Origin of the sequence: Streptomyces sp. NPDC005955 (assembly GCF_042871255.1) — a bacterium.
Lineage (GTDB): Bacteria > Actinomycetota > Actinomycetes > Streptomycetales > Streptomycetaceae > Streptomyces.
On sequence record NZ_JBIAIF010000001.1, the window covers coordinates 386,028 to 409,773 of the forward strand.

A 23,746-nucleotide genomic window follows, 5' to 3' on the forward strand; every position below is an offset into this window, starting at 1 on the left:
CAAGAGGCCGCCCCTCGTGCGACGATCCCGTCCCATGATCACCGCGAGCGAAGTCAAAAGACGCACGGGCGGGACCGGCCCGATGCCCCTGCTCACGTTGGACGAGTTCTTCGAGGGCAACACCGACGAGGAGTGCATCGGTCCCAACCAGTGGGGCTACGGCCGCCCTCCGATCGCCGAACTCGCCGCCCGCCTGCGGGAGATCGACCAACGCGAGGACGTCGTCTGGACCCGGGTCCAGCTCCACCCGCGGACGGCGGAGACCGCGAGCGGCACGCTGGCCGCCGAGGGCATAGCCGTGTGCACGTACGCCGAGGAGGAAGTCTGCGCCCAGTGGGTCGACGGATTCGAAGCGGACGTGTTCCTCGGCCTCGCCGACTGCTACTGCGAGGTCCCGAAGGTGCCCGAGGGCACGGCCATCTGGTCGGTCGTCTGGGAGTGACGCCCCCTCACCCGGCCGCCGGGTCCACCCCACCTCGGGGCCCGGCGCCGGACAGTTCCATCTCGAACCACACGGTCTTGCCGATGCCGTAGGGGCGCGGGAAGGCGCCCCAGCTGTGCGACAGCGCCTCCACCAGTGCGAGTCCGCGGCCCGATTCCTCCTCCGGCCCGGCGCTGCGCGCGATCGGCATCGCCACGCTGCCGTCGGTCACCTCCACGCGCAGGGTGTCGTCCACGACCTGCGCCCGCAGCACCAGGTCCCGCCCGTACGGCACCCGGGCGTAACACACCGCGTTGGTCATCAGCTCGCTCACCAGCAACACGGTGGTGTCGCTGACGTCGTCCATGACCTTCCACGCGTGCAGTTGCCGGCCGAGGAGGTGACGCGAGAGGCCCACCGTGCGGGGGTTTCGCGGGAAGCGCCACTCAAAAGTGCTGGGGTGAGGGGGATTTGCACGATCCATGGGGATCAGCGTGGTCGAGTCGTACTACCGTCCGGAAGTGACCGCGCAGGTACAGCGCGCGACGACCCCACCCTGTCCTGGCCAGAGGAATGCCCATGACCAATGCATCGACCCCGCCGATTTCCTGGAGCTACTGCGGCGATCAGATCAAGATGTGGCGTCAGATCTCATCCGTTACCCGCGAGGCGTTGAGCGACGAGGCGAACTATCACATCGACTACGTGAAGGCGATGGAGAACGGCCGCCGAAAGCCTACGGTGCAACTCCTCAACGTGGCCGACCAGCTCTGCGGCGCCAAAGGACTGCTCATCGCCGCACAGAAATTCCTGAAGCCCGATCCGTATCCTCAGCGTTCACATGAGTACATGGATGCGGAGGCCAAGGCGGTCGTGTACCGCTCGTACGAGCCACTGTTGATTCCTGGCCTGTTGCAGACGGAAGGGTACGCCCGGGCGCTCATCACGGCGTACATGCCCTTCGTCGACGAGGACACCATCGAGGAACGCACGGCGGGAAGGATGTTGCGCCAACGGATTCTGCGCGACGGGAAGCCACCGGTGTCTTTCAGCTTCGTCCTGTACGAGGCTGCGCTACGGGCGACTGTGGGCGATCGCGAGATCATGCGGCAGCAATTGCATCACCTTTGGGAGACACAGGGACTTCGGAACGTCTCCATTCAGGTCCTACCCGCTGGACGCTGCGACGGCATTGCCCTGAACGGCTCGATCGTCCTCATGCAGGACGCAGAAGGGGAACGCCTCGGCTATGTGGAAGGCCCTCAGACCAACGTGATCCACGACGACCAGAACAAGGTGAGCGCCCTTTCTCAAGCCTATGGCAGGATCCGCTCGCAGGCCCTCACCATGGAGGAGTCAGCGGACTACATCCGAAGGATGGCGGAGGAACGATGAGCGATCAGCTGACGTGGATCAGGTCGACATACAGCGACGGGTCGGGCTCCAACTGCGTTGAGGTCGCCCTCGACTGGTTCAAGTCGACGTACAGCGACAACACCGGGTCCGACTGCGTCGAGGTCGCGGCCTGCCCGCACCGCGTCCACCTGCGTGACTCCAAGCTCGGTGACGACAGTCCCACGTTCCAGGTCGAGGCGGCATCCTGGGGGTTGTTCATAGCGACCATGCACACGTGAGGGACAGGTGAACCCGTGGGGGGTTTGGTCAAGGGTGGGAACACGTTCGTGCCGTCCGTGCCGTTGCGGATAGCCGTACGGCACGGACTGGACGCGACGGCGCTGCTGCTGGACGACGGGGGAACCGTCCGGGAGGACGGCGACATCGTGTTCCACGGTCAGCCGGAGCACCCTTCGGGAGCGGTCCGGCTGACCGGCGACGACGACGGCACCGAGTGGCTGGAGGTGGACCTCCCGACCGTGGAGCCGGACATCACCCGTGTGCTGCTCGTCGGCTCGACGGAGGTCGGCGCCCTCCGGGACGTCACGGAACCGTCCGTGGAGGCGTTCGCGCCGGACGGCACCTCGGTCGTCCGCTACGAGGTGACCGACGCGGCGGACGAAACGGCGCTCGTGTTCGCGGAGTTGTACCGTCGCGCCGGCGGATGGAAGTTCCGCGCGGTGGGCCAGGGCTACGCGGACGGACTGACGGGGCTGGCCCGGGACCACGGCGTCGACGTGGCCGAACCGGGCGTCGCACCGGCGCCGGAGGCCGTCACCCCGGCGGCCGCGTACCCGGTGGAGTGGACGTTCGGCGCGGACTTCGCGCCGTACGTCGTGGTGGGCCGCGACGACGACGTCGTCACGGTCGGCCCCTCCGTTCCACCGGGCCCGGTCCTCGTGGACTTCGTGGCCGAGGAAACCGATTTCGTCGGGCTGAGCCTCGTCGACGAGCGGGGCAGGAAGCTGGCGTACGTCGCCCACGGCTCCGTACCCGACTACCGGGGCCGGTTCCTGGTGACCCTGCCGGACGAGGGGCCCCCGCGGTTGCGGGTGCAGGCGCAGGGGCTGTGGCGGCTGAGCGTCCTGCCGCTGTCCCACGCCCGGCGACTGGGCGAGGCGCGCGAAGGGTGGGGCCCCGAACCCCTGTTGCACACCACGGGCCCCACCAACGTCACCCTGCGGCACGAGGGCGCGAAGAGCGTGTTCCTCTACGTCCACGCGGTGGACGAGGCGGGTCTGACGAACCCCAGGTGTCTGGTCAACGAAACCAGTGGGTACCGGGGCACCGTGCAGTTGCCCGGCGGACCCCTCATCGTGGAACTGGCCGGCGGGGAAGGCCCGTGGAGCATGACCCCGGACGACCCGGCCGCCACCCGGAACCTCCCCGCGCCCCGCGTCACTACCGATCCCCACGGGCCGGCGCACGCCGCTCCGGCCGAGGCGCCGTGGACGTTCGGCGTCGACTTCACGCCCTTCGCGTGGACGGGGCGGGGCGAAGCCCAGGTCACCGTGGCGTCGGACGTCCCACCGGGGCCGGTGATCCTGGAGCTGATCGTCCGGGGCGGGAAGCGGATCTCGCTGCACACCCTCAACGAACACGGCTACAGCGAGAATGAGTTGCTGAGCCAGTGGGAGGGGGACGGCTTCCGCGGGCGGTACGTCGTGGTCGTGCCCGAAGACCGACCGCTGGGGGTGGAGGTGCGCGCGGACGAGGACTGGCAGCTGCGCGTCCTGCCCGTCTCCCACGCCCGCCGGCTCCACGAGGCCCGCCAGGGGCACGGCCCGGAGGTGCTGTTGCACACCACGGGCCCGGCCGACCTCACCTTCCACCACCGGGGCGAGGGGAGTGTGGCGCTCTGGTCCCACCAGGTGGACGGGGAGGCGGAACTGCCGCATCCCCACTTCCTGCTGGGCGAGGCGGGTGAACGGGTGGACACCGTCCCCCTCCACCGGGGACCGGTGATCCTGGCCCTGAAAGGGGATGTCGGCGACTGGTCCACCGCACTGGAACACGTTGTCTGGCCGGCCGCGGCCCCCGCTCCCCACCGGGTCGGGGAGCTGCCGACCGCGCCGCCGACACCCGTCGCGCCACCGGTCACGTCGCCGCAGGAGTTCGGGCCGGTCTTCGCGCCGTTCGCCGTGACGGGACAGCACAGCAGTGTCATCACGGTGCCCCCGAGCGTCCCTGCGGGCCCCGTCATCGTGGAGCTGAGCACCCGGGGCAACGGGTGCACCGGCCTCCACGTGCTGGACCGCCACAACGTCGAGCGCGAGGCACTGGTCAGCTCCACGCACCCCGGCTTCCGGGGCCGCGTGCTCGCGGAAGTGCCCGACGACGGTCCGCTACGACTGGCCCTGGAAACGGAACACGGCTGGAAGCTCAGGGTGTTGCCGCTCGCCGAGGCCCGGCACCTCGGGGAACCGCTGACGGGCAACGGGCCCGAAGTGCTGTGGCACACGGCGGGCACGGCCGACCTGACCGTGCGGTACCAGGGCGAGGACGAACTCATCGCGGACCTGATCGAGGTGCGCGGACGGCGGGACCTGCCGCCGAGCCGGCCCCTGATCGGCGAGAGCGGCAGGCGCGAGGAGACCGTCCCCCTGCCCGAGGGCCCCGCCCTGGTCGAGCTCACCCGGGCGGACGGTCCCTGGGCCATGGAGCTGAGGAACGTCCGTCCGCCGAGCGCCGCGCCGGCGGACGTACTGGAGCCGGTCCCGACCCGCCACCACGCGCCCGGTACGGCCGTGGACACCGCGACCGGCGGGGTGCGGGGCTGGCTCCACGGTCCGGTCTTCACCCCCTTCACGACCGAGGGCCGCGGGGAGCGGGTGGTCACCGTACGGAACGTGCCGGCGGGACCGGTGCTGCTGGAGTTCGCCCACGAGGGCGACGGCTACGTCGAGTGCAAGACGCTCAGCATGTGGAACCGCGAGGAGGACCACGTCTTCAGTACGAGCGTCTCCCGGGTGCGGCTCACCGCACTGGTGACGTCGCCCAAGCACCGGCCGCTGCGGATGCGGATACACGCGGAGGGCTCGTGGACCGTGCGGGTGCTCCCGCTGTCCGCCGCGCGCGAACTCACCGGCACCCTGACCGGGGAGGCGCCCGAAGTGCTCCGCTACAGCGGCCCCGCGGCCGATCTGCACCTGGACGTGAAGACCAGGCGAGACACCTACACCCTGCTGCGCGGCTACGAGGTCGAGGGGACGAGCGAACTCCCCGAGGGCGACACCCTGATCAGCGAGCACGGCAGGCTGAGTGCGATCAGGCCGCTCCCCCGCGGGCCCTTGCTGCTCCAGTTCGAACACGTCGAGGGGGTGTGGACGATGACCGTACACCCTACGGTGAGCAAGAGTTGAGGCGGCGTCAGCTGTTGACCCGGGCCACACCGACCCATCCGGGATGCGAGATGACTTAGGGTACCCTTACCAATCGTTCGTTCCCGTGGAGGACCCATGCCCCGTCGATCAGTGCTCAGCGATGGCGGGGGCTCGACCTGGGGAGTGGCCGAGTACGGGGACCCCGCGGGGCACCCCCTCGTCCTGCACCACGGACTGATCGGCTCGGCGGTGCTCCCGCATGTCTGGGACCAACTCGCCGGCCCGGCCGGGGTGCGCCTCATCGCCGTGGAGCGCCCCGGGTACGGGGTGACCCCGCCCCGGGAGATGTCCCGGATCGACGAGTGGGCGACGCTGTTGGAGCCGCTGCTCGACCGGCTGGGGGTCGATGCGTTCGACGTGCTCGGCATCTCGGCCGGCGCCCCGTACGCGTACGCCCTCGCGGCCCGCTTCGGGGAGCGGGTGCGCGGGGTGTGGGTGCTCAGCGGGCTCCCGTACGTCTGTGACGACGCGGTGCGCGGCCACTACCCGCGGGCCGCCGAGCCGGTCTGGACGTTCTACCGCGAGGGTCCGCCCGACGAGGTCGCCGCGAGCTTCGCGGCGGCGGCCCCGCGGTTCGCCGGGGCGTTCGCCACCTCGCCCACGATGCTCGCCGCCCTCGCCGAGGTCGACGACCACCACCAGCGGGGCCCGGCGCGGGAGGTCCGGCTCCAGAGCCGCCCGTGGGGGTTCACCCTCGCGGACGTCCGGCGTCCGGTCCGCCTGTGGCACGCCGTCGACGACGACCAGGTGCCGTTCGAGGCGGTCCGGGCGACGGCCGCGCTGCTGCCCGACGCCCGGCTGACCGAACAGCCGGAGCCCACCCATGTGCCCGCCGAGTCCAGCTTGCGGGCGCTGTTCCAGGAGTTGGCCGACCGCTGAGCCGCGCCCACCGGGGACGCGACTGAGGGTCAGTTGCCCTCGTGCAGCGGTCAGTTGGGGAGTCGGTCCAACAGCCACTCGCCCAGCTCCGGGGTCAGCGCGGAGTGACGGGTGTTCGTCTCGGAGGACGCGATGTAGTCGTCCACGTCGAAGGCGTCGGGGTCCAGGCCGGACAGGTCCTCGTAGAGGGATTCCTGGCTGATGTCGCGCACCGAGAGGGCACTGCCGGTCGGCACGAAACAGATCTCCGGATGGTGGGCGACGGCCGCCATGCCGAGCAACGGCTTGGTGAGGTTGTCCGCGGCGATCCCGAAGGAGTCCAGGGTGCCGCCGGGCGCACCGTCGAGTTCGGGCAGCCCGCGGTGGCGCACGTGCTCCTCGCGGAGCAGGTCCTTCAGATGGGCGAGCACCGCCTTGCCGTCGGGGGTCTGGGTCAGCAGGGTGGTCGGCTTCAGGCCGCCCTTGGTGACCTCAAGCGCGGGCTCCCCGGCGGGCACCCCGTTGCCGACGCCGTCCAGCCGGCCGTTGGCGAGCGCCAACAGCCGCGGGATGCGCGGCCAACCGCCCACCCGCTTCAACTCGTCGAGGAACTCCCCGCGCAACGGGTCCTCGGCCGGCGAACCGTGCACGGTCTCGATGTGCCGCCACAGGAGTTGGCGGGCCGCGGGGCTGTTGATCTGCTTGCTGAGCGCGGGCGCGACGGGCTTGAGGAAGTGGGCGAGCGCCTGGAGCGAGATCGGGATGGAGGCGCCGCGGTGCGGGCTGTCGAAGCTGAAGTAGGCGGCGGTCTGGTGGTCCATCCGCTGGGTCTCCAGCTTGGCCAGCGCGTAGCGGGTGATCAGTCCGCCCATGCTGAAGCCGCCGACGGTGAGCCGGGTGTCGCCGAGTCGTTCCGCGACGGTCCGCAGGATGCAGGCGATCGCCGTTTGGGCGTTGGCGAGGAGGGACGCCGACCGCTCGTCGTAGCCGAGCAGCACGAGGTCGTGGCCGCGCTCGCGGAGCCGGCTGACGAAGGGCAGTTGGCCGTTCTCCAGCCCGTGCCAGAAGGCGTCGAAGTCGGTGGGGCCGGAGTTGAAACCGTCCGAGAGGATGACCGGCCGGACCAGAGCCCGGTTCTGGTCGCCGTAGTAGACGCGGGCGGTGCCACCGGGCAGGGCCCAGGTCTCGTCGGCCTCGGGGGCGGGCGGCGGGGCCTGCTGGCCCTCACGAGCGAACAGGCCCCAGGACTGGACGGGGATCTCGGTCACGCGATCTCACCTCAGCGGAAGTAGGCGGCTGGGCCGCGGCGGAAGGGTGGGCGCCCGACAGGAAACCTAGCCCGCTGCACGTCACTTCACGTGGCCGGGAAGACACTTAGCGTGAAATCGATCATCCGCAGACAAACCCGCGTCCGGGAGTGCACGGGGGGCGCGCGGGTCGGGCAGCGCGCGAGCGCACACCACGCCACGCCGGGGCACAGTTGAACGTTCCGGCAGATCTCCCGCTCGTACGGGTGGGTTACCGCGGGAGGGCTGCCCGCCCGGTGCCGCCATCCGCTACCCAGGGGTCATGACGACGCAACCGGCCCGTGCGGGCGTGCGACCGGGGAAACTCCTCACGGCTCGCACGCTCCTCCCGCTGGCTCTCGCCCCGCTGCTCCTGTCCACCCCGACGCTCCCGGCGTCCCCCGCGCACGCCGCCACGGCGACGATGCAACTCGAAGACGCCCTGTCCACGCTCCCCACCGCCGAGGAGGACCGTTCCGGTTACACGAGTGAGGCTTTTCCCCGCTGGAACGCGGGCGCGGACCTCACCGACGGCTGCGACACCTTCCGCGAGGTACTGATCGCGGAGGCCGTCGAGTCCCCCGCCGTGGGCCCCGGTTGCCGGCTGTTGGGCGGCAAGTGGCACTCGTACTACGACGACCAGACCGTCAGCGACCTCGGCTCGTTGACCGTGGACCACGTCGTCCCGTTGGCGGAGGCGTGGGGTTCGGGCGCCTCCGCCTGGACCGCGGAACGCCGTGAGGCGTACGCCAACGACCGCGGAACGCCCACCACCTTGACCGTGGCGACCACCCGGACCGTCCAGGAGAAGGCCGACCGGGACGTGGCGAACTGGCTGCCGCTGGAGGGCGACAAGTACTGCCGGTACATCGGCGAGTGGGTCTCCACCAAACACCGCTGGTCGCTCAGCGCCGACAAGGACGAGGTGGAGGCGTTGAAGCTGTTCGCGGACAACTCCTGCGAGGAGACCGTCGTGATCTACGTTCCGGCAGCGGACTGACCCCCGCTTTCCCCCTACCCCACCGCCGCGCTCCGGCCCGGACCGCCTCCGGGCCGGAGCGGGGTCGGACGCCCGGGAGTCGGGGCGTTGGCGAGGATCGACCCGTGACCGGCCGTCTGGTCCGCACCGGCCCGGGACACCCGTGGCGGACCGCGCTGGCCCCGCGGACCCGCATGGGGTTGAGCTTCCACGTCCCCGAACAGGGAGCGGCCCGGGTGGGACTGTCCGGCGCGACGGCCAAGGGCGCGCCACCGCTGACCCGTTGCATCGCTCCCGCCGCCGACATGCCGGTCACCGAAGGGGCGTTCACGCTCCGGGACAGGTCACCGCGGGACGGCGCGGCGACCGCGCACTCACGGCACCGCTCGACGGCCGGCCGCACGTGCGAGACATCACCCGGACGGGTGGACCATCCGGGCATATCACTCGACCGTTTCCGCTGCGCGTGTCCCCGGGCCCCGGGTGCCGGATACCCCGGGTGCACGGAACGAGCAACGGATTGCACCGGCGTACAGCGAAAGCAGGCGATGGACGCATGAGCGAAGCCAGGAACACCCGCACGCCCCGCGGCGGGGCCCGCACCAGGGCCAGGATGACGTGGACCGCATGGGGGGCGGCGGCACTGGCATCGATGGCGACGGTGACGTCCGCGGGGACGGCGGCGGCGGACGAGACGCACACCGACTCGCACAACGGCCACCGGATCACGGTGATCTCCATCGGACAGATCGACGACCCGGCGGAGGACGTGTTGGAACACGCGGCGATCCTCGGCAGCGAGACCTCCACGGTCGGCTGACCCTACGGGCCGGCCCCGCCGAGCCCGGTCAGGACCCCGTCAGAGCACCCCGCGGGGCCGGAACTGGATGCTGATCCGGGGGCCGGCGGCCCGTGCGCTCTTCGGCACGGCGTGTTCCCACGTCCGCTGGCAGGAGCCGCCCATGACGATCAGGTCCCCGTGACCGAGGGCGTACCGGGCGGCCGTGCGGCCACCGCCCCGGGGACGCAGCAGCAGGTCGCGGGGCGCACCGACGGACACGATGGCGACCATGGTGTCCTCGTGGGCCCCGCGACCGATGCGGTCCCCGTGCCAGGCGACGCTGTCGCGGCCGTCACGGTAGTAACAGAGGCCGGCGGTGACGAAGGGCTCGCCGAGTTCGGGGCCGTAGCGCTCGTTCAGCGCAGCCCGGGCGGCGTCCAGCGCGGGGTGCGGCAGCGGGCGGCCCCGGCCGTAGTGGCACAGCAAGCGGGGCACGTCGACCGTCCGCTCGTACATCTCCCGCCGCTCGGCGCGCCACGGCACGTCCGTCGCGAGGCGCGCGAACAGTTCGTCGGCGCCGGACACCCATCCGCGCAGCACGTCCACCCAGGCCCCGTCGCCCAGCACCGTGCGCCGCACCCCGTCGAGGCTCCCGGGCCGCACCGCGCCCGCCTCGGGGCCCGGGCCGGCCTGATCGAAGAGTGAACCTTGCAGCGCGTGGGACATGCGTCCACCCTAGAACACTCTTCGCACTGGTGTGCGATTCGGAGGCTCGTTCGCGCCCCCGCATTCCCCCGGCGGATGCCCGGGACGCAATCCCAGCGAATTTACGACAGGAAAGCCTCGACATATAGCTGCGCCGCTGTGGTTCGTGTTCGAATCTCATACGCAACACAAAGGGAAGGGATTTCGTACGCACGCCAAAGGGGGACGGAAGCGGAAGCCGATCGCTTGAATTCATGCTGCCCGCTGCCCCTCAGGATTGCGGATCGGAATCCTGTTCCCCTACCGGAGCACCGTTTCCCGTAGCGACGCAGACAAAGAAACGAGAGGACGTCGATGATGCGCAGAAATACGACACTGACCGGGCTCGCCATCACCACCCTGCTCACCTTCGGAGTGAGCGGTCAGTCCCTGGCGTCCACCCCGGTCGACCCGCTCCAGCAGCAGATCAACGAGGTGCTGGCCAACACCCAGGGGGGCGTCCAGATCAGCCGCAACGAGATCTCCTGGGGCGACGGCGAGGCCATCATGTCGTTCCCGCTCCCCGGCGAGCGGAACATCCCGGCGGACAGCCCCGCCGCGCGCAAGATACAGGCCGAGGCCGCCGGATTACCGGTGTCCGCCCTGTCCGAACCGTCCGGCATCGACCCCGAGCCGGCACGGGACATCACCAGGCAACCCGACTGTCCCACCGAGGCCATCGGCAATGACTGGTACTGCTTCTACCAGCACAAGGACTACGGCGGTCGGCGCCTGATGTGGAACGAGGCGAAGTCCCGACACAATCCGGTGTTCTTCTCCCAGTACGACTTCAACAACAAGGTGTCGTCCTGGTCGAACAAGGGCGCCAAGACCATCACGGTGGCCAACCGCACCGTCACCGGGAACGACGAGAGCTGCAAGGACTACAACAACCCGATCGTCCTGTGGAAGGAGTACGCCCACACCGACGACCGGGCGGTCGACTCCACGGTCGACAACAAGGCCGACTGCTTCTGGACGACCTGGTGATCAGCGGCTGACGCGGCTGCCCGCGGGGGCCGGCCCGGGACGGGGCCCCCGCGGAACCCCCTATCTGCCGCGGTGTCGTTCCGGGCCGTCCGCCGGGCGCGGCACGGTGGGAGGGGTCTGGCCGGGCACGGTCGGCTTGGCGCCCGGGGGCCGGACCGCGGTGGTCGAGCGGCTTCGGGCCGCCGCGGCGACGGACTGGACGGGCAGGGCGGAGCCCGGTTCGCTGACCGTGCGGTGGGCAGCGGCGCCCAGGGCCTGCCGCTGCTGGTGTTCCTGCGCCCGCTGCTCGGGGGAGAGCGTCGCCCGCCGGGCGAGTTCGCCCAGGAGCCGATCGCCGACCACCGCGTGCCGTCCGGCCGCCTGCACCGCGCCCCCGGCCAGGGCGGAGTGGCGGTCGGCCAGGTGGTGCGCGAGGAGCTGTACGACGTCCGCGTCGGTACGGGCCGCCAACGTGGGGTCGGCCGCGGCGGGCGGGACACTGCGCAACGCGGCGGCCCGGGCGGACACCTCCCGCCACGGTTCGCCGGGCGTCGGCAGCAGCGGGACGGCGGAGCGGGCGATGTGGTCCAGCTCCGGCAGCGCGAAGTCGGGCGCGATCAGTGTCGCGGCGGCGTGCCGGGCGGCGAACTGGCCGGCCTCCGCGGGCGTCAGCACCCGGCGGTGTTCGCGCTCGATGGCGCCCACGAGCGTCAGCCGGTCGTCGGGGACGATCAGGCCCGGGGTGACGAACTGGGTGTGCACGGTGTCGCCGTTGCGGCGCAGTACCGTCCCCAAGTCGCCCAAGCCCTCGCGTTCGAAGGCCGCGGCCCCGCGGAGCACCCCCCGGCGCGCGGCCTCGTGGATGTCCGGGTCGACGAGTCGACCGTGCCCCTTCTCCTGGAGTTCCTCTAAGTACCGGGACATGATGCCCAGTCGGCTGACGGGCCCGGGGACGGCCACGTAGGCGGTCTCGATCCGGTAGGGCTCGACGCCCGGCGGCAGGGACGCCGACTGGATGCGGCGGCAGATGTCCTCGTACTCGGAGGGGCCGACCATGGCGGACTCCAACAGGATGTTGTAGCCGCGTTCCAGTGCGTACTCCTGGGCCTGCGCCCACCAGGCGTCCCCATCCGGCCGGACCAGCGCGTCGGCCTCCTGGGGCCGCTCGGCCTGCCAGCGCGCGTACTCGGGGTGGAGGGGGTTGTAGAAGTCCATGTTGATCCAGGCCACCGGACCGTTGCGTTCCAAGGCCTCCTTGACCATGCCAGTCACGGCCGTCTTCCCTGCTCCGGTCTGTCCAGCGACGATCACGGCGACCGGAGCGCGCTGAGGGGCGCTGCCGTCCAGGAAGACGGGTGCGATCCGCTCGCGGAAGATGCGCCGGTTCTCCTCCGGCGGCAGCTGTCCCTCGGTCGTCGGGCTCATGTGGCCTCGCCCGCGAGCAGGCGGCGCACCGTCCGGGCCATGGCGTTGGCACGTTCAATGGCCTCCGTGTCACCCGGATGCAGCTGGAGCTGAGCACGGTTGAGATCCCACTGTTGGCGGAGCAAGTCCTCCTCGGTCGCGGGGTCGGCGTCGGGCAGCGCAGCGGAGATCAGTGCCACGGCGTCCCGCAGGTTGGCGAGTGCCACCTCATAGGGCAAGCTGCCGTACAGGCCGCCGGGGACCGGCTTCACGTGCGGGAGGATCGGGTCGTACGAGGAGTCGTCGCTCATGTGCGGGTCATGCCTTCCAGGGAGTCCAGCGGGGTCAGGTGGGCGGTGTCGCCCCAGGCGGACAGCCGGAGCCGGTCGCCGTCGCCGCTCCAGTGCGACAGGGAGGCGTTGGGGACCGGCGGCAGCCGTTCCGGTGCGGTGGCCCCGATGCCCGCGAGCACGTAGCGCAGGGCGATGACCACACCGTCGTGCGCGACGACCAGCACCCGCCGACCGGGGGCGGCCCGCCCCAGGTCGGTGACGAACTGTCCGACCCGTACGGCGACGTCGGTGAACGCCTCACCGCCGGGCGGCCGGTAGCACCACTCGCCCAGCAGTTCCCGGCGCTGCGCCTCCTGCGGCGACCGGGCGCGCAGCGCGGCCGGGGGGTGCAGTTCGAAGACGCCCATCTCCCGGTCCCGCAGTCGTTCGTCGACCAGGACGTCCGGCCGCGGGGCGCCGAGTGCGGCGGCGCGGTCCGCCATGACCTCCCAGGTCCCCCACGCCCGGGCGAACGGGGAGCAGACCACCAGGTCAGGACCGGTCCCGGGAGCCCGCCCGGCCAGCCAGTCGCCCAGCGCCCCCGCCTGCGCGGCGCCGAGGTCCGACAGCGGGACGTCCCGGTCGCGGCCCGGCACCGGGGCGGTGGACCCGGTCGCCTCCGCCGCGGCGAAGGCGAGGTTGGCGGTGCTCTGCCCGTGCCGGACGGCCCACAGGTCGGCCAGCGCACAGGGCGGCACCAGGCCGGTCGACGGGGCGTCGGCGGCAGGGGAGGGGGAAGGGGAAGGGGAAGGGGGTCGTAAGCTCATGGCACCTCTCACGGAGTCTGTGGAGCGGCGCGGCACGGTGCGGAACGGGCCGAAGCGCACCGCCCCGGGCGTGGCCCGTAGCTTGCCCGGCTCGCCCCGGGCCCGTCCACAGCGCCGCTCGCGCCCGCCCGCCGGCCGGGGGCCCCGCCCCCGGATCACCGGCGCCGACGCACCGTCCGCCCCTCCACGTGCCGTAAAACACAGCGCCGCCCGCACGCCCGCGCCGTAGGGTGACCCGCATGCAGGTGATTCAGTCGACCAAGCTGGCCAACGTCTGTTACGAGATCCGGGGACCGGTCCTCGAAGAGGCCATGCGGCTGGAGGCGGCGGGCCACCGCATCCTCAAGCTGAACACCGGCAACCCGGCGGCCTTCGGCTTCGACTGTCCCCCGGAGATCCTGGAGGACATCCTCCGCAACGTCGGCGACGCCCACGGGTACGGGGACGCCAAGGGCCTGCTCGCCGCGCGCCGCGCGGTCGTCATGCACAACCAGACCCTCGGCATAGAGACCGACGTCGAGCACGTGTTCGTCGGCAACGGCGTGTCCGAGCTGATCGTGATGGCGATGCAGGGCCTCCTCGACGACGGCGACGAGGTCCTCGTACCGGCGCCGGACTACCCGCTGTGGACGGCCGCCGTGTCCCTGTCCGGCGGGACCGCGGTGCACTACCGCTGCGACGAGCAGTCGGACTGGATGCCGGACCTCGCGGACATCGAGCGGAAGGTGAGCGACCGCACCAAGGCGATCGTCATCATCAACCCGAACAACCCGACCGGCGCCGTCTACGACGAGGAGGTGCTGCGCGGGCTCACCGACATCGCCCGCCGCCACAACCTGCTGGTCTGCTCGGACGAGATCTACGACAAGATCCTCTACGACGGCGCCACGCACACCCCGACCGCCGCCGTCGCCCCCGATCTGCTGACCCTCACCTTCAACGGGATGTCGAAGGCGTACCGGGTCGCCGGGTACCGGGTGGGCTGGATGGCGATCTCCGGGCCCCGCGCGCACGCCGAGTCGTACATCGAGGGGCTGACGATCCTCGCGAACATGCGGCTGTGCGCCAACATGCCCGGCCAGCACGGGGTGGCCGCCGCCCTCAGCGGCCGACAGACCATCGACGACCTGGTGCTGCCCGGCGGGCGGCTCAAGGAACAGCGGGACACCGCGTACGAACTGCTCACCCGGATTCCCGGGGTGACCTGTGTGAAACCGCGGGGGGCGCTGTACCTGTTCCCCCGGCTGGACCCGAAGGTCTACAAGATCAAGGACGACCGGCAGATGGTCCTCGACCTGCTGCGCGCGGAGAAGATCATGGTGGTCCAGGGCACCGGTTTCAACTGGCCGGAACCCGATCACTTCCGGGTGGTCACCCTGCCCACGGTCGCCCAGCTCACCGAGGCCGTCACCCGGATCGGGACCTTCCTGGACGGCTACGGCCAGCGCTGACCCCCGCGACCGGGTGATTCGCCGTACGGCAATCGGCCCGGTGGGGGTGTCGCCGCGGTCCGCGGCCTACGCGCGCGTGCGACAACGGCGTGCATGAGACCACTCCTTCCCCGGTCACCGGGGCGCGGTTCGCAGGAGCCGCCGCGCCCCGGCACCGCCCGGTCCAAACGGCGCAGACGCGCCTGGACCCTGGCCACCGCCTATGCCGTGGCCGCCGCTTCCGCCCCGTTGATCGCCTTCGGTACGGCCGCCGCCCCCGCGGTCGCGGCGCCCCTGCCCGGGGGTCTCGGCCCCTGTGTGCCGGGTGACTGCCCCGACCCGTTCCCGCCGATCAGCAACGGCCCGATCATGGGCCGCGACAACGGCATCAACATCTTCGCGGGCGGCGACTTCCGCGTCCGTGAGCGGGCCGCCGAGGCCGAGGGCCGTGTGGTGGTCCTCGGCGACTTCAGCCAGGACAAGCTCGCGGGCGCCAGCTCGATCTACAACATCGGCATCGTGGGCGTGGGGTCGCGGGTGCCGCCGCCCGACGGAGCGGACTTCCTGACCACGGGCGGCGACGTCACCGTGGCGGCCGGCGAATCGCTCCTGGCCGACGGTGGAGTGGTCCGCCACGCCGGAACGGCCACCGGCACCATCACCGGGACGGTCGTCCAGGACCCGAACGCCGCCGCCCCCTACACCGCGCTGCGCGACGAGCTCACCACGGCGAGCCAGTGTTACGCGCGCGATGCGCAGGGCACCCGGCCGGCGACCGGCACGGCGGTGAACCAGGGCGGTCAGACCGTCTTCACCGGGGACAACACCTCGGCGCTCCAGATCTTCAACGTCAACTTCGACCTGACGACGGGGACCGGAGCGCAGCAGGGCCTGGTCTTCCAGAACATCCCCGCGAACGCGACCGTGCTGGTCAACGTGCTCGGGGCGAACCGCACCCTCAGCACCTACAGCGGCAGCCCGTTCGACACGGACCCGCTGAATCAGTTGCGTTCCCGGCTGCTGTGGAACTTCCCGGACGCCACGACGGTGAACCTGGCCGGTACCGGCCAGTTCCAGGGCAGCGTCCTGATCGGCAACCAGGCGTCGGAGACGACGGTCACCCTGCCGGGGACGAACGGCCGTTTCTTCAGCACCGGTTCCATCACCCACACCAGCCCCGCGGGCGGTGGCGGCGGGCAGGAGTTCCACTCCTACCCGTTCAACGCGACCAACCTCCCCGACTGCGCCGTGGTGCCCACCGAGGGCCCGGTGCAGGTCGTCAAGCAGGACGCCGAGACGCAGGCCCCGTTGGCCGGCGCGCAGTTCGAGCTGTGGCAGGAGACCAACGGGCAGGCCGGCCTCCAGACCACCGGGGCCGACCCCGACACCCAGGTCGGCGCGACCTGCACGACCGACGCGAACGGCGAGTGCACCCGTACCGTCGAGCTGGGCACGTACTACTGGCGGGAGACCGCGGCTCCGCCGGGCTACGACCTTCCGGCGAATCCGGTGTTCGGGCCGCTCACGCTGGGCGTGGACGACCTGCCGGACGGGGTGAGCATCGTGGCGCCCGACACCCGGACCCCGGTCACGGGTGCGGTCAGCGTCCTCAAGCAGGACTCGGTGACCCAGGCTCCGCTGGCGGGTGCGGTGTTCCAGCTGTGGGAGGAGACCAACGGGGTTCCCGGTCTCCAGACCACCGGCGCGGACCCGGACACCCAGATCGGCGGCGCCTGCACCACGCCGGCGAACGGCACGTGCAGTCGCACCGTCGAAACGGGCACCTACTACTGGCGGGAGACCCAGGCGCCGCCCGGGTACGACCTGCCGGGCAACCCGGTGTTCGGTCCGTTGGTCCTCACCGACGAGAACGCGCCGACGGGTGTCACCGTCACCGCGAACAACACCGCGACGGCGCCGGTCACCGGTGACGTCACGGTGGTGAAGAAGGACGCGAGCACCGGCGCCAACCTGGCCGGAGCCGTGTTCGAGCTGTGGCAGGAGACCAACGGGGTCCCCGGTCTCCAGACCACCGGCGGCGACCCGGACACCCAGGTCGGCGGCACCTGCACCACGCCGGCCAACGGCGAGTGCACCCGTACCGTCGAGACGGGTACGTACTACTGGCGCGAGACCCAGGCGCCCCCCGGGTACGAGCTCCCCTCCAACCCGGTCTTCGGTCCGCTCGCGCTGACGGACGAGAACGCCGGGACCGGGGTGACCGTCACGGCGAACAACGACGCGACGGCTCCCGTCACGGGCGCGGTCAGCGTCGTCAAGCGGGACGCCACCACCCAGGCCCCCCTGGCGGGTGCGGTGTTCCAGCTGTGGGAGGAGACCAACGGCATCCCCGGTCTCCAGACCACCGGCGCCACCCCCGACACCCAGATCGGCGGTTCCTGCACCACGCCCGCCAACGGCACGTGCACCCGCACCGTCGAGGTCGGCACCTACTACTGGCGCGAGACCCAGGCGCCCCCCGGCTACGAACTGCCGGGCAACCCGGTCTTCGGTCCGCTGGTGCTGACGGCGCAGAACGCCGGCACCGGGGTGTCGGTCGACGCCGACAACAACGTGACGGAGCCGCCGGTCACCGGTGACGTCACGGTCGTCAAGAAGAACGCGAGCACCGGCGCCAACCTCGCCGGAGCCGTGTTCCAGCTGTGGCAGGAGACCAACGGCGCCCCCGGCCTCCAGACCACCGGCGGCATGCCGGACACCCAGGTCGGCGGCAGCTGCACCACCGGCGCCAACGGCGAGTGCACCCGTACCGTCGAGGAGGGCACCTACTACTGGTACGAGACCCAGGCCCCGCCCGGGTACGAGCTCCCCTCCAACCCGGTGTTCGGCCCGCTGACCCTGACGGCGGAGAACGCCGAGACGGGGGTGACCGTCACCGCGAACAACAGCGAGACGGCTCCCGTCACCGGCGCGGTCTCGGTGGTCAAGCAGGACGCGGAGACCGGTGACCCCTTGGCGGGTGCGGTGTTCCAGCTGTGGGAGGAGACCAACGGCATCCCCGGTCTCCAGACCACCGGCGCCACTCCCGACACCCAGATCGGCGGTTCCTGCACCACGCCGGCGAACGGCACCTGCACCCGCACCGTCGAGGTCGGCACCTACTACTGGCGCGAGACCCAGGCGCCCAACGGGTACGACCTGCCGGCCGACCCGGTCTTCGGCCCGCTGACCCTCACCGAGGAGAACGCGGAGCAGGGCGTCAGCGTCGACGCGGACAACGCCGCGACCGCCCCGGTCACCGGCGCGGTCACGGTCGTCAAGAAGGACGCGACCACCGGCGCCAACCTCGCCGGAGCGGTCTTCGAACTGTGGGAGGAGACCAACGGTCAGGCCGGTCTCCAGACCACCGGCGGCGTGCCGGACACCCAGATCGGCGCCAGCTGCACCACCGGCGCCAACGGCCAGTGCACCCGCACGGTCGAGGAGGGCACCTACTACTGGCGCGAGACCCAGGCCCCGCCCGGCTACGACCTGCCCGCCAACCCCGTCTTCGGCCCGCTCCACCTGACCGAGGACAACGTCGAGCAGGGCGTCAGCGTCACGGCCAACAACACCGAGACGGAGCCGATCACCGGTGACGTCACGGTCGTCAAGAAGGACGCGGACACCGGCGCCACGCTGGCCGGAGCCGTGTTCCAGCTGTGGGAGGAGACCAACGGCATCCCCGGTCTCCAGACCACGGGTGCCGACCCCGACACCCAGATCGGCGGCACCTGCACCACGCCCGCCAACGGCCAGTGCACCCGCACCGTCGAGGAGGGCACATACTACTGGCGCGAGACCCAGGCGCCCCCCGGCTACGACCTGCCCGCCAACCCCGTCTTCGGTCCGCTCGTGATCACCGAGCAGAACGCGGAGCAGGGCGTCACCGTCACGGCCAACAACACCGAGACGGCGGCCGTCACGGGTGAGGTCACCGTCGTCAAGAAGGACGCGGAGACCGGCGCCAACCTGGCCGGAGCCGTGTTCGAGCTGTGGCAGGAGACCAACGGGCTTCCCGGTCTCCAGACCACCGGCGGCGACCCGGACACCCAGATCGGCGGCACCTGCACCACCGGCGCCGACGGCGAGTGCACCCGCACCGTCGAAACGGGCACGTACTACTGGCGCGAGATCCAGGCGCCCCCCGGCTACGAACTCCCCGCCAACCCCGTCTTCGGTCCGCTCCACCTGACCGAGGAGAACGCGGAGCAGGGCGTCAGCGTCGAGGCGGACAACGCCGAGACGGAGCCGATCACCGGTGAGGTGACCGTCGTGAAGCGCGACGCGGACACCGACGCCACCCTGGCCGGAGCCGTGTTCCAGCTGTGGGAGGAGACCAACGGCATCCCCGGTCTCCAGACCGCCGGCGCCGACCCTGACACCCAGATCGGCGGCACCTGCACCACGCCCGCCAACGGCGAGTGCAGCCGCACCGTCGAGACCGGCACCTACTACTGGCGCGAGACCCAGGCGCCCGACGGGTACGAACTCCCCGCCAACCCCGTCTTCGGCCCGCTGGTCCTCACCGAGGCCAACGCCGAGGAGGGCGTCAGCGTCGACGCGGACAACACGAAGACGCCGGCCGAGGAGAGCACCATCAAGGTCGTCAAGACCGACGCGAAGAACGGTCGCCCGCTCGCCGGGGCCGTCTTCGAACTGTGGGAGGAGACCAACGGCGTTCCCGGTCTCCAGACCAGCGCCTCCGGCTCCACCCCCGCCGACACCCGTGAGGGTCCCGGCTGCTCCACGGACAGCGCCGGCCTGTGCGTCTTCGACGAACTGGACCTCGGGACGTACTACGTGCGCGAGACGGCGGTGCCCGAGGGCTACGTCCTCCCGCACAACCCGGTCCGCGGACCGTTCGAGATCACCGACGAGAACGCCGGTGAGACCGTGACGGTCAACGTCGCCAACAAGCGCGGGGAGCCCGGCAAGGGCAAGTAACACCCCTGCGGGGAACCCCGTTCCCGCGCTGACCGGCTGAGGCCGGGGACCGCCACCGCGGTCCCCGGCCTCACCGTTTCGGCCCACTCCCCGGGGCGCGCCCCGGCGCCGACTGGTAGCTCTGGTGGGACCCCGACCGGACGGAGGCCCCGATGAGCCCTGTTGACGACGGCATATCCGCCACGGACGCGCCGGCCGCCGCCGGCCTCGGGAGCCGCGTCGGGGTGCTGCTCCGGGCGGGCTGCTGGCTGCTCGCGGCCGGCGCGGGACTGGCCCTGGGCGCGCCCCCTGCGAGCGCCGTGGGCGCCGTCCGGTCCGCGGTGGAGTGCACCGCCTCCACCGGTCCCTACCAGCGGCAGTTGGAGGAGCACCTGGAGCGGCCGGTGGACGGGGTGCAGTCGCCCGAGGACTGCGCGGCGATCCGCGCCTTCCAGGAGGCCGAGCGGATCGTCCCCGCCGACGGGTACGCGAACCTGCTCACGTACCGGGTGATGACCGCCGTCCGGGCGCGCGCCGACCCCAACGCGGCGGGGCTGTGTCCGGACCGTACGTACCTCGTGACCTGCATCGACCTGGACCGGCAGCTGCTGTGGGTGCAGCGGGGCGGGAAGGTGCTCTTCGATCCGGTGCCGGTGCGCAGCGGACGCGACGGCGAGGAGACCCGCACCGGCTGGCACGTCATCTACTGGCGGAACAAGGACCACGTCTCGACCCTGTACGACAACGCGCCGATGCCGTACGCGCAGTTCTTCGACGGGGGGCAGGCGCTGCACGGGCGGCCCGACGACCTGTTCGACGGGGGCGGCTCGGCGGGCTGTGTGAACCTGCGGTTGGACGACGCGGCGGTGCTGTGGGACCTGCTGGCCGTGGATGACGCGGTGTACATCTGGGGGACCAAGCCGGGGACGGTCGACTGAGCCGGTCGGCCGTGTCGATCGGCTGAGCGCCCGGTACGTCCGGCGCACTCCCGCGCGCCCCCGCGCACGCGTTTCCCGTCCGAAACCTTCTACGCGACTTCGCTCAGTTTTAGAATGAATCTAAGCTAGGATGGGTTCGTCACCGCACAGGAGGCCCGTCCCATGTACGAACCGATCCGCACGAAGTCGGTCCACACGATGGCCGACTCCCCCCGCGCCGCCGACTATCCGCACCGCTCCCGCGAGGAGGAGCTGGACATCCAGCTCGCCGGGCACCTGTCGGCGCTGCTCGCCGTCACGGACGAACTGCGGGCCCTGACCCCGGGCCCCGACCTCGACCGGGCCGCCGAACACATCGCCGGACGCATCGCCCGGCTGCGCGACGGAGCCGCGCCCGTACGGTCGACGTCGGTCACCACCGTCACCGGACCGGGCCGCGCCCGCTCCGTCGCACTCCACCAGCGCGCCCACGCCCTGGCCGGCCGCGCCCTCGTGGTGGCGGCCTCGCGCGCGGACACCGCCGCCGCGATCCTCGCCGCCGAGCGCATGGACGCGCACGCGGCGGCCCTCGCCGGCGCGGAGCGCCCCGCGGAGCGCCCCGCGGAAGCTCCGGCGGAGGTCCCGGCGGAGGTGGTCGCGGAGCGGCCCGCGGAGGTCGCGGTGGACGCCGAAGCGGCCCCCGCCGCGCACCGGGCGGCGCGCGGCGAGCGGCGGCGGAAGGTGGCCGCGGCCCGCTGAACCCCCGACGCGGCGACGTGCGCACGGCGGTGAGCCCCCGGAGGCCGTTGTCCTCCGGGGGCTCACCCCTTGCTCCGCGCGGGGCCGGGGCCCGCGTCCACCGGGTGGGCGGGCGCGGTCCCCGGCCCCGTACGGAGCGGCCGTCCGCCGGCTAGGGGAAGGACCGGCGGATCGTGGTCCGGGGCCCCTGGGGGCCCGTGACGGGGTCGTGAGGCTCAGCCGAGGCGCTGCACCAGAGCGCGGTACTCGTCCCACAGCTCCTTGGGCGCGTGGGAACCGAAGGTGTTGAGGTGCTCGGGGACCAGGGCCGCCTCCTCGCGCCACACCTCCTTGTCGACGGTGAGCAGGAAGTCGAGGTCGGCCTCCGAGAGGTCCAGGCCCTCGGTGTCCAGGGCTCCCTTCGCCGGCAGCACGCCGATCGGGGTCTCGACGCCCTCGGCGGTGCCGTCCAGCCGCTCGACGATCCACTTCAGGACCCGGCTGTTCTCACCGAAGCCGGGCCACACGAACCGGCCCGCGTCGTCCTTGCGGAACCAGTTGACGTAGTAGATCCGCGGCAGCTTCGCCGGGTCCTTGTCCTTGGCCACGTCGACCCAGTGGGCCATGTAGTCGCCCATGTTGTAGCCGCAGAACGGCAGCATCGCGAACGGGTCGCGGCGCAGTTCGCCGACCTTGCCCTCGGCGGCGGCGGTCTTCTCGGAGGCCACGTTCGCGCCGAGGAACACGCCGTGGTTCCAGCCCAGGGACTCGGTCACCAGCGGCACGGCGGTGGCGCGGCGGCCACCGAAGAGGATCGCCGAGATCGGCACGCCCTTCGGGTCCTCCCACTCGGGCGCGATGGTGGGGCACTGGGCGGCGGGCACCGTGAACCGGGCGTTGGGGTGTGCGGCGGGCACGCCGGACTCGGGGGTCCAGTCGTTGCCCTTCCAGTCGGTGAGGTGGGCCGGGGTGTCCTCGGTCATGCCCTCCCACCAGACGTCGTTGTCGTCGGTCAGGGCGACGTTGGTGAAGACGGAGTTGCCCCACAGCGTCTTCATCGCATTGGCGTTGGTGTGCTCGCCGGTGCCCGGGGCCACGCCGAAGAACCCGGCCTCCGGGTTGATCGCGTAGAGCTGGCCGTCGGCGCCGAAGCGCATCCAGGCGATGTCGTCGCCGATGGTCTCGACGGTCCAGCCCTTGATGGTGGGCTCCAGCATGGCGAGGTTCGTCTTGCCGCACGCCGAGGGGAACGCGGCGGCCACGTACTTCGCCTCGCCGCTCGGCGGGGTCAGCTTGAGGATCAGCATGTGCTCGGCGAGCCAGCCCTCGTCGCGGGCCATCACCGAGGCGATGCGCAGCGCGTAGCACTTCTTGCCGAGCAGGGCGTTGCCGCCGTAACCGGAGCCGTACGACCAGATCTCGCGGCTCTCCGGGAAGTGCGAGATGTACTTGGTGCTGTTGCACGGCCACGGGACGTCCGCCTCGCCCTCGGCCAGCGGGGCCCCCAGGGTGTGGACGGCCTTCACGAAGAAGCCGTCGGAGCCCAGCTCGTCCAGGACGGGCTGCCCCATGCGGGTCATGGTGCGCATCGCGACGGCGACGTACGCGGAGTCCGTGATCTCGACGCCGATCGCGGAGAGCGGCGAGCCCAGCGGGCCCATGCAGAACGGGACGACGTACAGGGTCCGGCCGCGCATCGAGCCGCGGAAGATCCCGCCCTTGCCGTCGACGCCCCGGAACACCTCGCGCATCTCGGCGGGGGCGCGCCAGTGGTTGGTCGGGCCCGCGTCCTCCTCCTTCTCGGAGCAGATGAAGGTGCGGTCCTCGACGCGGGCGACGTCGGTCGGGTCGGAGGCGGCGTAGTAGGAGTTCGGGCGCTTGACCGGGTCGAGTTTGCGGAACGTGCCCTTGGCGACGAGTTCCTCGCACAGGCGCTCGTACTCGGCTTCCGATCCGTCGCACCAGACCACGTCGTCGGGCTGGGTCAGCTCGACGATCTCGCTCACCCAGCTGAGGAGGCCCTGGTGGGTGGTGGGCGGGGTGAGAAGGGTGTCGCCGGTGGTGCCGGGAGCCGCGATATCGCGCGCCACGATTGCTCCTAAATGAGGGTTCGTTGTCTTCCGCCCCTTGGGGGCTGCGACCCGGATGCTTCACGACGTGAGTGAGGGCTCACGCCTCGGCGCTCATCCGGTGCCGACCGCACTCATTTGATCCTCCGACGTTGTTGCGCATATGTCCAGAGGGCTTCACAAGTGAGCGGCGTGAGCCTCGCCACGGTGCGCCACCGGCGCGGACCGCGGGGCGCACGGGGACCGCGCGCCCCGGCACGGCACACGAGGCGCCCCCGACCCCGTACGCCGGGCGCACACCGGGGGCGCACCCCCGGACGCGCCCCAGGGCTCCGACGGGGACTGGA

The 23,746-nt window shown here is 71.5% G+C and carries 18 protein-coding genes and 1 pseudogene; 12 read left to right on the forward strand and 7 right to left on the reverse strand.

The features are described from left to right. Positions 1–82 precede the first annotated feature (82 nt). On the forward strand, positions 83–442 hold the full coding sequence (locus tag ACFYOU_RS01595) for a hypothetical protein (protein ID WP_391302657.1): 360 nt from the start codon (positions 83–85) through the stop codon (positions 440–442). Positions 443–449: 7 nt separating this feature from the next. On the opposite strand, the gene ACFYOU_RS01600 is transcribed toward ACFYOU_RS01595, so the two are convergent. Next, positions 450–905 carry an ATP-binding protein gene (locus ACFYOU_RS01600; RefSeq protein WP_391302659.1) on the reverse strand — a complete coding sequence of 152 codons (456 nt, stop codon included), beginning with the start codon at positions 903–905 and terminating at the stop codon, positions 450–452. A 95-nt stretch (positions 906–1,000) separates the two neighbouring features. On the opposite strand from ACFYOU_RS01600, the gene ACFYOU_RS01605 reads away from it, so the two are divergent. From ACFYOU_RS01605 to ACFYOU_RS01620, 4 genes are all read left to right on the forward strand, one after another. Then, on the forward strand, positions 1,001–1,816 hold the full coding sequence (locus tag ACFYOU_RS01605; protein WP_391302661.1) for a Scr1 family TA system antitoxin-like transcriptional regulator: 816 nt from the start codon (positions 1,001–1,003) through the stop codon (positions 1,814–1,816). Beyond that, positions 1,813–2,055, forward strand: a complete 243-nt coding sequence (locus tag ACFYOU_RS01610) for a DUF397 domain-containing protein (protein WP_391302663.1) — start codon at positions 1,813–1,815, stop codon at positions 2,053–2,055. Before ACFYOU_RS01605 ends, ACFYOU_RS01610 begins: the two co-directional genes overlap by 4 nt. A gap of 15 nt (positions 2,056–2,070) precedes the next feature. After that, positions 2,071–5,178, forward strand: coding sequence for a TerD family protein (locus tag ACFYOU_RS01615; protein ID WP_391302665.1), 3,108 nt, complete (start codon positions 2,071–2,073; stop codon positions 5,176–5,178). Between the two features lie 96 nt (positions 5,179–5,274). Then, the gene (locus ACFYOU_RS01620) at positions 5,275–6,078 is read left to right on the forward strand and encodes an alpha/beta fold hydrolase (RefSeq protein WP_391302667.1); all 804 of its coding nucleotides are present in this window, start codon (positions 5,275–5,277) and stop codon (positions 6,076–6,078) included. A 50-nt stretch (positions 6,079–6,128) separates the two neighbouring features. Here the strand turns inward: ACFYOU_RS01620 and ACFYOU_RS01625 are convergent, their stop codons facing one another. After that, positions 6,129–7,325, reverse strand: a complete 1,197-nt coding sequence (locus ACFYOU_RS01625) for an esterase/lipase family protein (protein WP_391302669.1) — start codon at positions 7,323–7,325, stop codon at positions 6,129–6,131. Between the two features lie 301 nt (positions 7,326–7,626). On the opposite strand from ACFYOU_RS01625, the gene ACFYOU_RS01630 reads away from it, so the two are divergent. Beyond that, positions 7,627–8,343, forward strand: coding sequence for a DUF1524 domain-containing protein (locus tag ACFYOU_RS01630; protein ID WP_391302672.1), 717 nt, complete (start codon positions 7,627–7,629; stop codon positions 8,341–8,343). A 535-nt stretch (positions 8,344–8,878) separates the two neighbouring features. Further along, positions 8,879–9,142, forward strand: coding sequence for a hypothetical protein (locus ACFYOU_RS01635; protein WP_389770555.1), 264 nt, complete (start codon positions 8,879–8,881; stop codon positions 9,140–9,142). A 39-nt stretch (positions 9,143–9,181) separates the two neighbouring features. Here ACFYOU_RS01635 and ACFYOU_RS01640 read toward each other — a convergent pair whose 3' ends face one another. After that, positions 9,182–9,829 (reverse strand): alpha-ketoglutarate-dependent dioxygenase AlkB, encoded by a 648-nt coding sequence (locus ACFYOU_RS01640; RefSeq protein ID WP_391302675.1) that lies wholly within the window; start codon positions 9,827–9,829, stop codon positions 9,182–9,184. A 333-nt stretch (positions 9,830–10,162) separates the two neighbouring features. On the opposite strand from ACFYOU_RS01640, the gene ACFYOU_RS01645 reads away from it, so the two are divergent. Continuing rightward, the gene (locus tag ACFYOU_RS01645; protein WP_391302677.1) at positions 10,163–10,837 is read left to right on the forward strand and encodes a peptidase inhibitor family I36 protein; all 675 of its coding nucleotides are present in this window, start codon (positions 10,163–10,165) and stop codon (positions 10,835–10,837) included. 60 nt (positions 10,838–10,897) lie between these two features. On the opposite strand, the gene ACFYOU_RS01650 is transcribed toward ACFYOU_RS01645, so the two are convergent. Genes ACFYOU_RS01650 through ACFYOU_RS01660 form a run of 3 tightly spaced genes read right to left on the reverse strand, consistent with a single transcriptional unit; the run spans position 10,898 to position 13,319 of the window. Next, the gene (locus tag ACFYOU_RS01650) at positions 10,898–12,241 is read right to left on the reverse strand and encodes a zeta toxin family protein (protein ID WP_391302679.1); all 1,344 of its coding nucleotides are present in this window, start codon (positions 12,239–12,241) and stop codon (positions 10,898–10,900) included. Next, a complete protein-coding gene (locus ACFYOU_RS01655; RefSeq protein ID WP_391302681.1) occupies positions 12,238–12,531 on the reverse strand; it encodes a hypothetical protein in 294 nt (97 codons plus the stop codon). The genes ACFYOU_RS01650 and ACFYOU_RS01655 overlap by 4 nt, the downstream gene beginning before the upstream one ends. Next, positions 12,528–13,319 (reverse strand): histidine phosphatase family protein, encoded by a 792-nt coding sequence (locus ACFYOU_RS01660; protein WP_391302683.1) that lies wholly within the window; start codon positions 13,317–13,319, stop codon positions 12,528–12,530. Before ACFYOU_RS01660 ends, ACFYOU_RS01655 begins: the two co-directional genes overlap by 4 nt. 239 nt (positions 13,320–13,558) lie before the next feature. Here ACFYOU_RS01660 and ACFYOU_RS01665 point away from each other — a divergent pair, with 239 nt between their 5' ends. From ACFYOU_RS01665 to ACFYOU_RS01680, 4 genes and pseudogenes are all read left to right on the forward strand, one after another. Beyond that, positions 13,559–14,770: a pyridoxal phosphate-dependent aminotransferase gene (locus tag ACFYOU_RS01665; protein WP_389770541.1), complete on the forward strand. Its 1,212-nt coding sequence runs from the start codon at positions 13,559–13,561 to the stop codon at positions 14,768–14,770. A 93-nt stretch (positions 14,771–14,863) separates the two neighbouring features. Then, complete coding sequence (locus ACFYOU_RS01670; protein ID WP_391302686.1) at positions 14,864–19,696, forward strand: SpaA isopeptide-forming pilin-related protein; 4,833 nt, start codon at positions 14,864–14,866, stop codon at positions 19,694–19,696. A gap of 152 nt (positions 19,697–19,848) precedes the next feature. Beyond that, positions 19,849–20,613, forward strand: coding sequence for a L,D-transpeptidase family protein (locus ACFYOU_RS01675; RefSeq protein ID WP_391302688.1), 765 nt, complete (start codon positions 19,849–19,851; stop codon positions 20,611–20,613). Positions 20,614–20,775: 162 nt separating this feature from the next. Then, positions 20,776–21,186, forward strand: a pseudogene (locus tag ACFYOU_RS01680) (hypothetical protein); the annotation flags it as partial. Positions 21,187–21,566: 380 nt separating this feature from the next. Here ACFYOU_RS01680 and ACFYOU_RS01685 read toward each other — a convergent pair. Beyond that, positions 21,567–23,420, reverse strand: coding sequence for a phosphoenolpyruvate carboxykinase (GTP) (locus ACFYOU_RS01685; RefSeq protein ID WP_391302690.1), 1,854 nt, complete (start codon positions 23,418–23,420; stop codon positions 21,567–21,569). Positions 23,421–23,746 lie beyond the last annotated feature (326 nt).